This is a genomic window from Kitasatospora sp. NPDC098652 (assembly GCF_044760155.1).
GTDB lineage: Bacteria > Actinomycetota > Actinomycetes > Streptomycetales > Streptomycetaceae > Kitasatospora.
Map to the genome: position 1 here is coordinate 48,710 of NZ_JBIWAQ010000008.1, position 15,769 is coordinate 64,478.

The following is a 15,769-nucleotide window of genomic DNA, read 5'->3' on the forward strand; positions in this document are numbered from 1 at the left end:
ATGTTCGAACCCAGGGGGCCGCCAATTTGGTCCCCGTCGGCCTTGTCCGGGGCGCGCAGGAAGTCGTACGCGTCGGTGCGTTCGGCTGCGCCCAGGTAGGTCGCGCCGTGGAAGACGCTGTGGACTCCGGCCTGGTCGTAGGAGTGCAGGACCGCCGCGGTGAGTTCCAGCAGCGCCCGGTCCCGCCACAGGGTGCGGTCCCGCCCGGTGTCCAGGCCCATCCCCCGTGCAACCTTGGGAAGTTGGTCGTACCGGTTGATGTCCGAGAGGTTGCGGGCACCGATCTCAGTGCAGGTGTACCAGGCGCTGAACGGCGCGAGCGGATAGCGGAGCCCGCCCAGTTCCAGCACCTGGTCGGAGATGGTGGGAAAGGCGTGCCAACGCAAGCCCAGCCGTTCGAACCACGGGTGGTCGAAGTGACTGATCCGAACCTCGGGGACCGCATCCGGCGGCAGCTCGAACCACCGCGGTTCACGTCCCGGCCACTGGACAACCAGGGGCAGCACGTCGTACGGGGTGCCCCGGCCACGCCAGCCGAGCCGCAGAACGGCCTCGGTGAGCCGCACCGACTGGGGGTCACCGACGACGGACCCGTCGTGCTGCAGGTAACCGGCGTAGCGGATGAGCTGGCCGTTCCAGACCCGCGGGCCGGGTCGATCGGGCCGGCTCGGGGCGAACACGCTCAGCAGCAGCCGCACCTTGCCACCGTTCCAGGCCAACCGCAGGTGCTCCACCAGGGCTTCGAACAAGCGGGGTCGGCGATGACCTGTCGGCAGCCGCGGTTCATGCGCCCGCGGCGTCCTCGGCCTCCCAGCGCAGCAGGTCGCCGGGTTGGCAGTCCAGCACCTCGCACAGCGCGGCGAGCGTCGTGAAGCGCACCGCCTTGGCGCGGCCGTTCTTGAGCACCGCGAGGTTGGCGGGAGTGATCCCCACCCGGTCGGCGAGTTCGCCCACCGACATCTTCCGCCGGGCCAGCATCACGTCGATGTCGACGGCGATCGGCATCAGATCACCTCGTCCAGCTCGGCCCGCATCCGGGTCGCCTCGCCGTCGCGGGCGACGGCCTGGGCGAGCAGGGTGCGCAGCACCAGCACGATGAGCGCGACGCCCAGGATGGCCAGGCCGATCCCGGCCATGATGCCGGTGACGCCCGGGTCGTCGCGCTGGCCGGGCGCGTTCACGGCGGTGACCGCGAACCAGGCGAGCGCGGCCGCGACGACGGCGCCGATGATGCCGTCCACGTAGCGGAAGGCGGCGTGGGAGAACACGGTTCCGCGTCGCACCATCGTCACCAGCCGCCAGACGCAGCCCATGGCGACCTGGACGGCGCCGATGCCCAGGATCGTGATCACGCGCAGCGCGGTCAGCGGGAGCGTGCTGCCCTCCGGGTCCTTCCCGCTGACCAGCGCCCACACCATCAAGCCCTGTACGAGCACGCTGCCGGTGAGCACCACCGCGAGCACGGCGCGCAGCGCGCGCACTGTCAGCTTCCCCAAGACCCATCCTTCCATCGAGTTGCGATGGGAATCTATCGAATCTCGATAGGGCGGGCAAGTCTCTCTCCACCGCACCGCCCGCACCGCGGGTCCAGATGAATGTGCTGAGCAGGCTCTGCACCTCGATGGTCTTCTGCGTCCCCGGGCCCCCGGGCCACCTGGGACGACATCGGCGCGATCCTGTCCGCCGACGCGGGCACCCTCAAACGCCGCTACGACCGGCTGCACAAGGCCCGCACGGTGCGCGTGGTCGGGCAGGCGGACTGGGGCCTGCACTCCACCGCGATGCCGGTCCACGTCTTCCTGGACACCGCCGGCGAGACCCCGCTGGCGGTCCTGGAGCGGCTGCGTGACCTTCCCCACGTCCAGCGGCTGGCGCAGATCTCCGGCGACCACCCGCCCTACGCCGTGATCATCGACGAGTACGCATACGCGGCCTGACCGGCAGCGACCGGTTTCCGGACGGCACAGGATTCCCGCCTCACCCTCCCGAGTGGTCATGCGTGTCCCTCCAATCGGAGCAGATCCTCCCCCCATAGTGTTCTGCAAACGAACTGTCAGCTCGTAGCCGCATCCCCGGAATTGGAGGCACCGAGCCAGATGACCGACGAGATCGTCCGTGCTGCGATCCACCCTGCCATCGGAATCGCCAGAGTCGGAAACTCACTCGATGAGTACTACATCGCACCCGAGGTACCCGACCCCGCGCCGCAGGACCCGGGCTTCTACAAGGACTCCGCCGGCGCGATCAAACGCGAGGCGGCGCGCTTTCGGGTCTACGGGTACAACGCCCTGGGCGAGGTGGTGACCGAGCTGACGGCGGACAACGCCGACATCCGCTGGAGCGCGCACCTGGCGAACAAGAAGGCCGCCTGGTACCAGTTCCAGCTCGCTCTCGACATTCCCGACGCGGCGAGCGCCAAAGCGTCCGAGCTGCGCAACAAGGAGATCACCGGCGACCTCCGAAAAGACCTGATCATCGACCCGGGCCCGATCGGCATCAGCGGGAGAAACCTCTCAGGCCCCGACTTCCACTTCCGCGAGGGCAAGTTCATGGGGAAGGAGGTCTATCTCGGGGAACTGCGCACCGACGAGGACGGGCACCTGCTGGTGCTCGGCGGCTTCGGCCAGTCAGCCTCCTACAACGGCAAGCCGATCACCACCTACGCCAACAACGACGGCTGGCACGACGACATCGGCGACGGCCCGGTCACGGCGACCGTCACCGTCGGCGGCCGCGTTCTGCCGGTCGACCCCGCCTGGGTCCTGGTCGCCCCGCCCAACTACGCCCCCGCGCTGAAGGGCATCCGCACCCTCTACGACCTGCTGTACGACGTGTTCGTCTGCGCCGGATCACTGCCGTTCCCGGACAGGGTCTCCTTCACCCGCCACATCGCACCGGTGCTCCAGCGCTTCACCGATCATCAGTGGGTCAACCACGGCTTCGCCGGGTACTACGGGCACGACGGTCTCGGCCAGTTCACCACCCCGCAGATGCTGGCCCGGCTCAGCAGCAACGCCCCCACCCGGCGCGCGCTGCGCCGGCAGGTGTTCAACGCGCTGCGCGACTTCGGGCGCGACGACGCCTCGCCCGTCCCCTGGCCCTGGCTGTACGGGGATGCGATGGCCATCCCGCCGCGCTCGCCGCTGCACCACATGGCGTTCTCCCCGACCCAGTACCGGATGTTCCAGTACTGGGCCGACGGTGACTTCGAGGACGACTGGGGCACCCTCGGGGCCACCCCGCCGCCCCGGACACTTGCCGAGGTGCGCCTCGCCGAGCAGCCGGCCGCGCTCGACCGAGCCGCACTGGACTTCTGCCTCGCCGACGCCTTCCACCCCGGCTGCGAGGTCACCTGGCCGATCCGGCACCCCTCGATGTACATGGCGCCGTTCCGGATCCGCCACCGCCCGGCCGACCAGCCCGAGCCCTCGTACGGCACGGTCCTCACTCCCGAGACCGCGCTGTCGGTGAACGGACCGCTGTACGCCCAGGCGCCGGGTGACCTCTCCCGGTGGATGGCCGTCCCGTGGCAGAGCGACACCGCCAGCTGCCGTTCCGGCTACGAGCTGTCCCTCGGTCCGCGCCACGACCCGTACCTGCCGACGTTCTGGCCGGCCCGGGTCCCCAACCACGTCCTCACCGAGGACGACTACCAGGTGGTCGTGGACGAGACCCGGCCGCTGGCCGAACGCACCGAGGCGTTCGAGCGGCGGGCCGTGTGGCTGCGTGGGCTGCGCGGGCAGAACACCGAGCAGCTCAACCAGATGATCGACGACTGGTACCGGCTCGGCATCGTCGAAGTGCGCGAGGGCGCCAAGGACTTCCCCGACCGGATCCAGGTGGAGTCCAGGCCCTCCATCGACCTCGAAGGCGTTCCGCTCACCCAGAACCTGGTGACGCTGCACGTGCCCCAGGCCGCAGACCCGGCCCTCGCGTCGGTGGCGGTCAACCAGGCGATCTCGGTCAGCGGTTACACCGCCGAAGAGGTGACGGCCGGCTTCATCGACAAGGTCGCGCCCTTCCGCGACAACGCCTGATGACCGGTCGACGCCTGATGACCGGTCGGCGCACCGCCGCGGGCGACCACTACGACGTGGTGGTCGCCGGCGGCGGCCCGGCGGGCGCCGCCGCCGCCCTGACCCTGGCGCGCGCGGGCCGGACCGTCCTGCTCACGGACGCCGGGAACGGCCCGCCCAGGCTGGGCGAGGCCCTGCCGTCGGTGGCCAAGGTCCTGCTCGGCGACCTGGGCGCCGGTCAACGGCCCGTCCTGGCCGGCCACCTGACCTGCTACGCCAACCTCTCCGCCTGGGGATCGACCGCCCTGCGTCGCACGGACTTCATCAACGACCCGAACGGTCCCGGCTGGCACCTGGACCGGGCCCGATTCGACCGGTGCCTGCGCGAAGCGGCCGGCTCGGCCGGCGCCGAAGTGGCGGAGCGCACCACGGCGCGCCCGAGGTCCCGTTCCGCAGACGGAAGTTGGGCGGTCGCACTGCGCGGACCAAGCGAGCAGCGGATGGTCCGGTGCACCTGGCTGGTGGACGCCAGCGGCCGCCGGCGGGCGGTGGCCTCCGTCGGCCGCGCCGCCGCTCACCGCATGGACGGGCTGGTCGCCACCTGCCTCGACCTGGCACCCGACCCCACGGGCCGAGCGGGCGAGACCTGCTCGCTGGTCGAATCCGCCCAGGACGGCTGGTGGTACACCGCGCTGCTGCCCACCGGCCGCCGCCTGGCGGCCTACTTCACCGACGCCGACCTCGCCCCGCCCGCACCGCGCACCCGCTCGGACTTCGCCCGGCTGCTGCGGCAGACCCGGCACGTCGCGGTCCGGGCCGGCGCCCACCCGCTGCCCACCGACGCGACTCCTCGGCGGGCCCCCGCCCACTCCTCGCACCTCGACACTCCCACCGGCGACGGCTGGATCGCCGTCGGTGACGCCGCCGCCGCCTTCGATCCGATCTCCTCCCAGGGCATCCTCACCGCCCTGCACACCGGCATGACCGGAGCCTCGGCCCTGGCCGCCCACCTCGACGGCGACGACCGGGCGCTGGAGGCCTACCGCGCCCAGGTCGCCGCGATCCTCACCGCCTACCGGCGCAACCACCACGCGGTGTACAGCCTGGAAGGCCGCTGGAGCGACCGGGTCTTCTGGCAGCGCCGGCACACGTCCCTACCGCATCCCTCCGCACCACAGCACAGCGTCCAGAAGGAGCTCGCATGACCACCCGTCACGACCACGATCACGAGGACCCTTCGGTCCACTCCTTCATCCTGTCCGGCCGGGACACGGTCTTCGGCTACCACCTGGCCATGTTCGGCATGGCCGAGCACCGCTACCAGGTCGTGGTCGAGTACGACCTGCCCACCGACATCGTCGACATCTACCTCAAGGACCAGGCGGACCGCCCGGCCAGCTGGCACGCGGTGCGCAACACCGAGGACATGGTGCTGCCCCCGATCGGCGACGGCTCGGTCACCGAGTACCCGGCCCGGCTCGACCGGGTCACCCAGACCGGCAACGGCGAGGACCGGATCTGGGAGCCCATCTCGGGCGGCTTCACCGCACGGGTCAAGCGGGTGCTGAACTTCCGCCGGTTCAGTGAGGAGCCCTTCCCCGCGCACCTCACCTACCTGCTCTACGGCCGGGGCAAAGAGGCTCACATCGCCCACCGCCTGGTCCAGCGCCCCCACTTCGAGCAGATCTTCACCCTCCGGCAGGTGCCCGACGGCGTCACGGCCGACGATCTGGCGAACGCCGTCGAGATCACCATCCCCTCGGTGCCCGACAACGGGCACGACGGCCGGCCGTGGACCACCAGGCCGCTGCCCGACGGCAGCTACCCGGCCATGCTCCACCGCGGCAAGGCGGCCCCCACGCCGATCACACTCGACCTCGGTGACGAACGCTGGTGGAACATCACCACGCTCAACGCCTGACGAGGCAGGGCCGTGCACATCGATCCGCTGTCCCGGTTCCTCGACGTGCTCGCCCGCTCCTGACCGGCTGACTCCCCAGTGGAACTGCCGGCCGCCGGATCGGGCACCACCACCCGATCCGGCGGACCGGGACCAGCGCCTCCCCAACGCCGGCGTGGACTTCCGGGCTCCGGAGACCGTCCGTGCAAGTTGTGCGTCGAGGGCAGGCGTCATTGCCTCGGTGCGGTTGGCGGCAGCTGGGACGTGCGTCGTTCGTTCGTCGGCAGTCGGGGCTGAGGGAGATATCCCGTGGCACGCGCGGCGCCGCCTCCAGTAGGTTCCGCGGATGCGGCAATTCGCGGAGATCGAAGACCTGTCGGGGCTTGTGCGTGACGCGCTCGGATCGGGATGCCGCGTCGTCGCGGTGGACCGGTTGCGCGGGGGGAGCAAGAAAGGGGTGTACCGGGTCCGCCTTGACGGAACCCGTACGGCGAGTGTGATCGTCTACAGCTGGGCCGATGCCGAGAACTTCTGGCCAGGCGCGCGAGAGGCCGATCCGGCTGACCCGTTCGCGCCCGCCTCCGGACTGGTCCCGTTCCTGGCCGCGCAGCGGAGCTTGGACAGCCTCGGGGCACGGGTTCCGCAGATACTCCTGGCGGATGACAGCCGGCGCCACTATCCGGCGGACGTCGCCGTGGTCGAGGACGTCTCCGGCGGTACGCTCGAAGCACTCTTCGAAACCGATCCGACGCGCGCTGCGGCAACCCTGGGCGACCTCGCCGGGATGCTCGAGGTGATGCACCGGCACCAGGGCGAGCGCTACGGCAGGGTGGATCTGCTGGAGCGGGGCGGATCCGTGTCCGAGGTCTCGTGCGAGCGACGGGTCCTCGACCGTGCCCTGCGGGACCTTGAGGAGGCGGCGGGGCGCGACGGTCGCATCGCGGCGGCCGATGCCGCACTGCGCGACCGTCTGCGGGAGCTGGCCGATCGGGTGAGTCCTCGCACCGCCTACGGGCTGATCCACGGAGAACTCGGACCCGACCACGTCCTGGTTGATGCCGACGGGCGCCCCGTCCTGATCGACATCGAGGGGCTGATGTACTTCGACGTCGAGTGGGAGCACGTGTTCCTCCGGATCCGCTTCGGAGAGCGGTACGCCGCACTGGCCCGGCCCGGTCTCGATCCGCGGCGGCTCGACCTCTACATGCTCGCGATGCGCCTGTCGCTGGTGGCCGGTCCGCTGCGCCTCCTCGATGGGGACTTCCCCGACCGGGCGTTCATGCAGGAGATCGCCGAGTACAACGCGAAAGAGGCGCTGGCGCTCCTGCCGTCGGTGTAGCCCCGCTCTCCGAGGACTGCCGGAACCTCTTCTCCTGCCGGTCCGATCCGCAGTAGCTTCATGGCTTGACCCCCGTCATAGGTCTGCGACCTGGGCTCTTCACTGGCCGAATACATCGGATGAATCTGTGAAACCCGGCCATGCGAGCCCCAGTCGCACCGCCACCAGAAGTCCTCCGACGGCTGTCGGCCACATCGGATCGCGCACCCTCCGACGAGTCATCAATTACGCGGCTCAGACCGGGTATCACGCGCCACCCGTGATGGGGAGCGGAAACCTGACGTCACGGTGGGGAATGACCCGGGGCTCCCTCTTGTCAGTCAGATGTCAGGCTCGTATGGTCCTCGTGACCCACAGGACATCCGATCACTGACCGGCAGCCACCGCGAGAACGGGACGACGGGACTCCGGTCTGTGCACGACCACTGATGGCTCCCCCACCCACCCCCACCGAAGGGCCGCACCATGCGAAGTGCACCGGTGGTCAGGGCGATAGTCGCCCTGGCCCTTGGTACCACCGCCGCCGCCTGGTCACCCACCACGGCAACCGCCTCCTCCTCGACCACGACCACCGCCTGGTCCGGCGGCGCGTTCTCCGTCGACACCGCGAGCCTCGTCCGCGAGGCGAACATCGTCCTGGGCAGCCCGAACACCGCGGCGACCCAGTCGATGCCGCTGGGCAACGGCACCCTCGGCACCGCGGTCTGGGCCGCCAACGGCTTCACCGCCCAGCTCAACCGCGCCGACACCCTGCCGGGCCGCAAGTCCCCCGGCCGGCTGCAGATCCCCGGCCTGTCGCGGATCACGAACGCCGCCGACTTCACCGCCACCGTCGACCCGTACGACGGTGTGCTGCGCGAGTCCGGCGACGGGATGAGCGCGACGATCTACGTCCGCGCCGACAAGGACGAGCTGGTCGTGGACGTGACCGGCGCCGACCCGAACACCGCCCAGTCGGCCACCGTCAACCTGTGGTCCGGGCGCACCCCGGCCGCGGCGGCCTCCGGCGGCGTCGCGACGCTCGCCGAGACCTGGGTCGACAGCAACACCACCACCGGCTCCGGCCGGACCTTCGGCTCGCTGGCCGCACTCACCGCCGGCGGGCGCAACGTCACCGCCACGGTCGCCGACGCACAGACCGTGCAGGTGAACCTCACCCCCAACGCCGACGGCAGCTTCCGGATCCTGGTCGGCAGCCCGAGCTGGACCGGCGGCAACGCCGCCGCCACCGCCGCCTCGCTGCTGGGTTCGGACGCGACCGCGAGCTCCGACGCCCTGCAGGCACCGCACCTGGCCTGGTGGCACGACTACTGGGGCAAGCTCGGCCTGGTGAAGCTCTCCTCGGCGGACGGCACCGCCGCCTACCTGGAGAAGCTGCGCACCCTGTACTACTTCTACACCGCCGAGGAGTCCCGCGGGCCGCTGCCCGGCTCCCAGGCCGGAGTCGCCGACCTCTTCAACTTCTCCCAGGACACCCAGAACTGGTACCCGGCCGGCTACTGGTTCTGGAACATCCGCGGACAGGTGGCCGCCAACCTCGGCGCCGGCGCCTTCGAGCTCAACACCGGCCTCTACAACCTCTACACCTCCAACCTGGCCAACATCCAGGCCTGGACCAGGACCCACATGGGCAACCGGCCCGGGATCTGCGTGCCGGAGACCATGCGCTTCAACGGCAACGGCTTCCAGAACGACGGCGACCCGTTCGGCGACGCCTCCTGCGACCAGTCGCTGACCACCTGGAACGGTGCCACGGTCTCCACCGGCGCCGAAGTCGGACTCTGGGTCTGGCAGCAGTACCTGACCACCGGTGACAAGGCCTTCCTGGCGGCGAACTACCCGCTCCTGCAGCAGTCCGCCCAGTTCCTGCTGGCCTTCACCACGGTCGGCTCCGACGGCAAGCGGCACGCGGTGGCCAACGTCCACGAGAACCAGTGGAACGTGCAGGACCCGGTCAACATGATCGACGCGATGAAGGTCCTCTTCCCCGCCACGATCTCCGCCGCCGAGATCCTGAACACCGACGCCTCGCTGATCTCCCAACTGCGCGCCGCGATCCCGCAGATCCCCGACTACCCGCGCACCGACGCCGCGACCCACCGGCAGAACCTCACCGCCGCCGCCGACGCCTCCGGCACCGACGTGCTCGGCCAGTCCTCGCAGCCCACCGCGCCGGTCCACAACACCGAGAACGACGACCTCGAAGCCGTCTGGCCCTACAACCTGATCGGCGACAACTCGCCGTTGCTGTCCCTGGCGCAGCGCACCTACAACAGCCGGGTCAACGTCCAGCAGAACGACTGGAGCTTCGACGCCGTCCACGCCGCCCGCCTCGGCCTCGGCACGCGGGTCGCCGCCGACCTGACCGCCCTGACCCAGAAGTACCAGACCTATCCCACCGGCCTGGCCAACCTGTGGGGCCAGTCCGGCGGCACCGAGCCCTACCTCGAGCAGGCCGCCAACGTCGCGCTCGCGATCAACGAGTCGCTGGTCCAGGACTACGACGGCCTGCTGCGGATCGCCCCGGCCCTGCCCCAGGGCTGGGACGCCGACGGCACCCAGTACATCCACGGCGGCAGCACCGTCTCCGTCCAGGTCCACGGCGGCGTCATCGGCACCGTCGGCATCCAGGCCGGCTCCACCGGCACCATCAACATCCGCAACCCCTGGCCCGGCCGGAGCGTGTCGGTCGTCGACGGCACCGACCGGTCGACCGTCATCGTCCGCCCCACCAGGGCCGGACAGTTCACCATCCCGACCACGGCCGGCAAGTCCTACCTGGTCCAACAGGTGTCGGCCCCGGTCTCCGGCATGACGTTCAGCCGGCTCTCCGGCACACCGGCGACAGCGGCCAGCCACCTGGGCACCGTCCAGATCGGCCTGGACAGGACCACCGGCACCGGCCAGATCACCGGCATCAACGGCCTGTGCGTCGACGACTCCGGAGCCGGCACCGCCGACGGCAACCCGATCGTCGTCTGGGCCTGCAGCGGCACCGCCGCCAACCAGCAGTGGACCGTCGGCACCGACGGCACCCTGCGCACCCTCGGCAAATGCATGACCGCCCCCGGCAACAACCCCGGCAACACCACCCCCATCCAGCTGTACGGCTGCGTGAGCGGCGCCGGAAACCAGGTCTGGCAGCCCCAGGCCGACGGCACCCTCAAGAACCCGCAGAGCAACAAGTGCCTGGACGACTCGGGCGCCGGCCCCGCCGGCACCGGGCTGATCCTGTGGGACTGCTCCGCCGCCGCCAACCAGATCTGGCGCCTGCCCTGACGCGGACCTGACGCAGCGACGCCCGGGGAGCCGACCAATGACGGTGGTCGGCCCCCGGGCACGCGTGGTCGTCGATGCCGCACTCATCCGCCCTCGACGCCCCGGACCCAACCAGGCCGTCCTCGCCAAGACCGCCACCGACCCCAGGCGCCGCCGGACCGACCGCATCGCCCGAAGGGCCGCGCCGCCGAGCCGTACGGGCCACGTATGTCTAGGTTCGAGGAGAAATCCGCGAGGCCCGCCGCAGGTACTGCCTGCAACCGTGGACGGGGCCGGTCTGCAGCACGGCCGACAGCCCCGTCACCCGGAATACGGCCCTACCGGCGGCGGCGGAGGCTTCGGACGAGCTTGCGGAGCTTGCGGGCGTTGGTGTCGGCGATGTCGAAAAGCGTTCCCAGGCCGGCCAGGGCGAGCACCAGGCTGCCGGAGACGGCCATCACCGGCGGGCGATACTCGGTGCCGGTGACGGAGGTGAAGCCGGGCTCCTTGACCGCCTTGAGGGTGAGGTCCGCCTTCGGCATCCGGTCGATGAACGGCAGGCGCCAGATGCCCGGCAGGGCGGCGTAGGCGCGCATGGCGGCCTTGGTGGCGGGGAGGTCGACGCCGTTCTCCAGGCGCCACTTGGCGCGCCGCTCCAGTCCGCGGTGCCACGCCTCGACCAGGTCGGCGACCCGCTGCGGGTCGAGGTGGTGCCAGGGCGCGGACTGCGAGAGGTACATGCGCCGGCTCAGCCCGGTCCGCAGCCGCACGTGCTCCGGGGTCTCGTCGGCGGTCCGCCCCTCGGTCTCGATCAGCCAGCGGGTGGCCCGGAAGCGGCCCAGCATCGCGGCGCCGAAGACGGTCAGATCGAGCAGGTGGTCGAGGATGAAGAACCGGCTGTCCGCGATCGCCTCGCTGTACTTGGACCGCACCATGGACCGCATGATCCGCCAGTCGGCGGTGACCGCGCGGTTGACGTGGTTCAGGTAGTCGATGTCCAACCCGCCGTCGCGAATGTCCTGTTCGGCGATGTTGGCGATGTGCCAGGACGTGGTCATGGAGAGCGACAGGCCCTGGCTGTAGTACGCGTCGATGATCGACGAGGCGTCGCCGACCATGGCGTACCGCTGCGGGGAGACGAAGGTGTCGGTGCAGTGCTGGACGTCCTTGTAGGCGCTGAACTCCAGCAGGTTCTTCTCGTCCAGCCAGTCCAGGACGGGGTACCGGCGCAGGATCTTCCAGAACACCTCGCGGGCGTTGCCCTCCTCCGGCGGCCGGTTGCGGTCGTACGTCACGCCGACGCTGACCCGGTCGCCGTTCAGGCGGATGATCCAGATCCAGTAGCCCGCGCCCCACAGGTGGAGGGTGTTGCGGTCGCGGCGGGCGGTGTCGCCGTCCGGGAAGTGGTACGTCCAGCGCTCGTCGAACAGGTCGTCGGTGCAGTGGGAGAACTGGCCCCAGGCCGCGGTGGTCTCGAAGCCGGAGTCCAGCGGCAGGTCGTGGCCGAAGCGCCGCGCCAGCAGCCGGGTGCGGCCGGAGCAGTCGACGATCCAGCGGGCGTCGATCCGGCCCTTCTCCTTGCGGTTGCGGGACTGCCAGGTGACGAGGTGGTCGCCGCCTTCCGGGGAGAGGTCCACCTCGCGGACGAGACCACGGTCCAGGAAGGTGATGCCCTCCATCTTCCGTGCCTTCTCCCGCAGTTCGGCCTCGATCTCGGGGCGGACGATCTGCGAGTCCTCGAACATCACGCGCGGGAACAGCGGGTTGACGGCCTTGTCGATCCAGTGCTGCGGCAGCCCGCTCTCGAAGCCCCACTCGGAGACGGACTCGTCGAACTCGGTCCGCCCCTCCATCCCGTGGGCCATCCAGAAGCCCGCCTTGTGGAAGGACTTCTGGAACGACTCGTCCAACTCGCCCAGCACGCGCAGGAAGGAGTTGGAGTAGATCAGCAGCGACTCGCCGACCTTGTAGCTGGCCAGCTGCTTCTCGGTCGGCTGGTCGATGCAGACCACCGACAGCCCGCGCTTCGCGTACGCGATCGCGTTGATCAGGCCCACCATGCCCGAACCGATCACGCACACGTCGGCACGGACGGATTCCCAGGGGGCGGCGGCCTCGGGGGCGTTCACGGACATGATGACTCCTCTGCGAGAAGGTCGCCGGGTCGGGCGACCGGGGTCCGAAGGGCGTGGCGGGGCCTGAACCAGGGCCGGGGGCCCGGGTCGTGGCCGAGGCGCAGGGTCAGGCCACGGTCCAGGTGTCGGTGCCGGCGAGCAGCGCGGCGAGGTCGCCGGGGCCCTTCTCGGCGGCGGCCCGGGCCAGTTGGTCGGCCATGAGGGTGTCGTACACCGGCCGCCGGACGTCCCGGAGCACCCCGATCGGGGTGTGGTGCAGGGTGTCGGCGTCCGCGAGGCGGGTCAGCGCGAAGGCGGTGAGCGGGCCGGCGGCGTGCGCGTCGTGGACCAGCGCGCTGCCCTCGCCGCGCGGCGCGATGCGCAGTTCACCGTCCGCGTCCCGCACCACGTGGTGGTCCGCGCCGGCCAGGATCGGCTGCCCGTGCTCCAGCCGGATCAGCGCCTCGTCCCGGGTGCCGGGCTCCTTGAGCACCTCGAAGGCGCCGTCGTTGAAGATGTTGCAGTTCTGGTAGATCTCCACCAGCGCCGTGCCCTCGTGCTCGGCCGCCGCCCGCAGCACCGACTGCAGGTGCTGGCGGTCCGAGTCGATGGTGCGGGCGACGAAGGAGGCCTCGGCGCCGATCGCCAGCGACAGCGGGTTGAACGGCGCGTCCAGCGAGCCCATCGGGGTCGACTTGGTGATCTTGCCGAGCTCGCTGGTCGGCGAGTACTGCCCCTTGGTGAGGCCGTAGATCCGGTTGTTGAACAGCAGGACCTTGAGGTTGACGTTGCGCCGCAGGGCGTGGATCAGATGGTTGCCGCCGATCGACAGCGCGTCGCCGTCCCCGGTCACCACCCACACGCTGAGGTCCCGCCGGGAGGAGGCCAGCCCGGTCGCGATCGCCGGCGCCCGGCCGTGGATCGAGTGCACCCCGTAGGTGTTCATGTAGTACGGGAAGCGCGAGGAGCAGCCGATGCCGGAGACGAAGACGGTGTTCTCCCGCTTGATGCCGAGCTCCGGCATGAAGGACTGCACCGCGGCCAGGATCGCGTAGTCCCCGCAGCCCGGGCACCAGCGCACCTCCTGGTCGGTCTTGAAGTCCCGGGCGCTCTGCGGCCCGTCGGCCTTGGGCACCAGCCTCAAGGACGGGAACGGGTGCTCGCTCATCGGTGGTCCTCCTCGTCCAGGCCGCCGAGCGCCGCGCTCAGCACGTCCGCCAACTGCGCCACCTTGAACGGCAGTCCGCGCACCTGGTTGCAGGACTGCACGTCCACCAGGTACCTGGCGCGCAGCAGCAGGGCGAGCTGCCCGAGGTTCATCTCGGGCACGATCACCCGCTCGTACCGCGCCAGCACCGCGCCGAGGTTGGCCGGGAAGGGGTTCAGGTGCCGCAGGTGCGCCTGCGCCACGGCCCCGCCCGCCGTACGGACCCGGCGCACGGCGGCGGTGATCGGCCCGTACGTGGAGCCCCAGCCGAGCACCAGCAGCCGGGCGTCGCCGTCCGGGTCGTCCACCTCCACGTCCGGGACCTCGATGCCGTCCACCTTCGCCTGGCGGGTGCGGACCATGAAGTCGTGGTTGGCCGGGTCGTAGGAGATGTTGCCGGTGCCGTCCTGCTTCTCGATGCCGCCGATCCGGTGCTCCAGACCCGGGGTGCCGGGCACCGCCCACGGACGGGCCAGGGTGGCGGGATCGCGCAGGTACGGCCAGAAGGAACCGTCGGGACGGTTCGGCTCGGTGGCGAACTCGACGCGCAGATCGGGGAGTTCACCGACCTCCGGCAGCTTCCACGGCTCCGAGCCGTTCGCCAGGTACCCGTCGGAGAGCAGGAACACCGGGGTGCGGTAGGTGAGCGCGATCCGGGCCGCCTCCAGGGCCGCCTCGAAGCACTCGGCGGGCGTGGCCGGGGCGACGATCGGCACCGGCGCCTCGCCGTTGCGGCCGAACATCGCCTGCAGCAGGTCCGCCTGCTCGGTCTTGGTCGGCAGGCCGGTGGACGGGCCGCCGCGCTGGATGTCCACCACCAGCAGCGGCAGTTCCAGCGAGACCGCCAGGCCGATGGTCTCCGACTTGAGCGCCACGCCCGGCCCGGAGGTGGTGGTCACGCCGAGCGCCCCGCCGAAGGCCGCGCCGAGCGCGGCGCCGATGCCGGCGATCTCGTCCTCGGCCTGGAAGGTCCGCACCCCGAAGTCCTTGTGCCGGGACAGCTCGTGCAGGATGTCCGAGGCCGGGGTGATCGGGTACGAGCCGAGGAACACCGGCAGGCCCGACCGTTCCCCCGCCGCGACCAGCCCGAGCGACAGGGCGAGGTTGCCGGAGATGTTGCGGTAGCGCCCGGCCGGGAGCTTGGCCGGCGGCACCTCGTAGCGGACGGCGAAGTCCTCCGTGGTCTCGCCGAAGTTCCAACCCGCCCGGAACGCCGCGACGTTCGCCTCCGCGATCTGCGGCTTCTTCGCGAACTTCCGCCGCAGGAAGGACTCCGTACCCCCCGACGGCCGGTGGTACATCCAGGAGAGCAGGCCGAGGGCGAACATGTTCTTCGCCCGCTCCGCGTCCTTGCGCGCCAGCCCGCTGTCCTTGAGCGCCTCCAGCGTCAGCGTGGTCAGCGGCACCGGGTGCAGCCGGTACGCGTCCAGCGAGCCGTCGCCCAGCGGGTCCTCGTCGTAGCCGACCTTCGCCAGCGCGCGCTTGGTGAACTCGTCGGTGTCGACGATGATCTCGGCGCCCTTCGGCAGGTCCGGCAGGTTGGCCTTCAGCGCCGCCGGGTTCATCGCCACCAGCACGTCCGGCGCGTCGCCGGGGGTGAGGATGTCGTGGTCCGCGAAGTGCAGTTGGAAGGACGAGACACCCGGAAGCGTCCCGGCGGGGGCCCGGATCTCCGCCGGGAAGTTCGGCAGCGAGGACAGGTCGTTGCCGAACGCCGCCGTCTCCGAGGTGAACCGGTCCCCGGTGAGCTGCATGCCGTCACCCGAGTCACCCGCGAAGCGGATGATCACCCGGTCGAGTTTCGTCACCGGCTTGGATCTGCTGACCGTGCCGACCATGAGGCTGTCCCTTGCTGTCGACGTCCATGACCGTGAAGAGGTCCGTGACTGTGGAGAGGTCCGTGACTGTGGAGAGGTCCGTGACTGTGAGGAGGTC

General features: G+C 70.6%; 10 protein-coding genes and 2 pseudogenes. 6 read left to right on the forward strand and 6 right to left on the reverse strand.

Annotation, left to right across the window (positions count from 1 at the left end; all coding sequences use genetic code 11):
- Nucleotides 1–116 precede the first annotated feature (116 nt).
- The 3 genes and pseudogenes from ACIQWA_RS19200 to ACIQWA_RS19210 all read right to left on the reverse strand — a co-directional run.
- Nucleotides 117–749: pseudogene (locus ACIQWA_RS19200) on the reverse strand (nitric oxide synthase oxygenase); the annotation flags it as partial.
- A gap of 34 nt (nt 750–783) precedes the next feature.
- Entirely contained in the window at nt 784–1,005 is a 222-nt protein-coding gene (locus ACIQWA_RS19205; RefSeq protein WP_402483933.1) for a helix-turn-helix domain-containing protein, read from the reverse strand.
- Nucleotides 1,005–1,496, reverse strand: coding sequence for a DUF2975 domain-containing protein (locus ACIQWA_RS19210; protein WP_402483935.1), 492 nt, complete (start codon nt 1,494–1,496; stop codon nt 1,005–1,007). The genes ACIQWA_RS19205 and ACIQWA_RS19210 overlap by 1 nt, the downstream gene beginning before the upstream one ends.
- A gap of 147 nt (nt 1,497–1,643) precedes the next feature.
- Here ACIQWA_RS19210 and ACIQWA_RS19215 point away from each other — a divergent pair.
- The 6 genes and pseudogenes from ACIQWA_RS19215 to ACIQWA_RS19240 all read left to right on the forward strand — a co-directional run.
- A pseudogene (locus tag ACIQWA_RS19215) lies at nt 1,644–1,910 on the forward strand (Lrp/AsnC family transcriptional regulator); the annotation flags it as partial.
- A gap of 186 nt (nt 1,911–2,096) precedes the next feature.
- Nucleotides 2,097–4,037, forward strand: a complete 1,941-nt coding sequence (locus ACIQWA_RS19220; protein ID WP_402483937.1) for a LodA/GoxA family CTQ-dependent oxidase — start codon at nt 2,097–2,099, stop codon at nt 4,035–4,037.
- Nucleotides 4,037–5,221: an NAD(P)/FAD-dependent oxidoreductase gene (locus tag ACIQWA_RS19225; protein WP_402483938.1), complete on the forward strand. Its 1,185-nt coding sequence runs from the start codon at nt 4,037–4,039 to the stop codon at nt 5,219–5,221. Before ACIQWA_RS19220 ends, ACIQWA_RS19225 begins: the two co-directional genes overlap by 1 nt.
- On the forward strand, nt 5,218–5,937 hold the full coding sequence (locus tag ACIQWA_RS19230) for a hypothetical protein (RefSeq protein ID WP_402483940.1): 720 nt from the start codon (nt 5,218–5,220) through the stop codon (nt 5,935–5,937). The genes ACIQWA_RS19225 and ACIQWA_RS19230 overlap by 4 nt, the downstream gene beginning before the upstream one ends.
- 325 nt (nt 5,938–6,262) lie before the next feature.
- The gene (locus ACIQWA_RS19235; protein WP_402483941.1) at nt 6,263–7,255 is read left to right on the forward strand and encodes a phosphotransferase; all 993 of its coding nucleotides are present in this window, start codon (nt 6,263–6,265) and stop codon (nt 7,253–7,255) included.
- Between the two features lie 465 nt (nt 7,256–7,720).
- Nucleotides 7,721–10,534, forward strand: a complete 2,814-nt coding sequence (locus ACIQWA_RS19240; protein WP_402483942.1) for a ricin-type beta-trefoil lectin domain protein — start codon at nt 7,721–7,723, stop codon at nt 10,532–10,534.
- A gap of 317 nt (nt 10,535–10,851) precedes the next feature.
- On the opposite strand, the gene ACIQWA_RS19245 is transcribed toward ACIQWA_RS19240, so the two are convergent.
- The 3 genes from ACIQWA_RS19245 to ACIQWA_RS19255 all read right to left on the reverse strand — a co-directional run bounded on the left by ACIQWA_RS19245 (nt 10,852) and on the right by ACIQWA_RS19255 (nt 15,672).
- Nucleotides 10,852–12,648 (reverse strand): NAD(P)/FAD-dependent oxidoreductase, encoded by a 1,797-nt coding sequence (locus tag ACIQWA_RS19245; RefSeq protein WP_402483944.1) that lies wholly within the window; start codon nt 12,646–12,648, stop codon nt 10,852–10,854.
- A 106-nt stretch (nt 12,649–12,754) separates the two neighbouring features.
- Entirely contained in the window at nt 12,755–13,795 is a 1,041-nt protein-coding gene (locus ACIQWA_RS19250) for a 2-oxoacid:ferredoxin oxidoreductase subunit beta (protein ID WP_402483946.1), read from the reverse strand.
- Nucleotides 13,792–15,672 carry a 2-oxoacid:acceptor oxidoreductase subunit alpha gene (locus tag ACIQWA_RS19255; protein ID WP_402483948.1) on the reverse strand — a complete coding sequence of 627 codons (1,881 nt, stop codon included), beginning with the start codon at nt 15,670–15,672 and terminating at the stop codon, nt 13,792–13,794. Before ACIQWA_RS19255 ends, ACIQWA_RS19250 begins: the two co-directional genes overlap by 4 nt.
- Nucleotides 15,673–15,769: the final 97 nt, after the last annotated feature.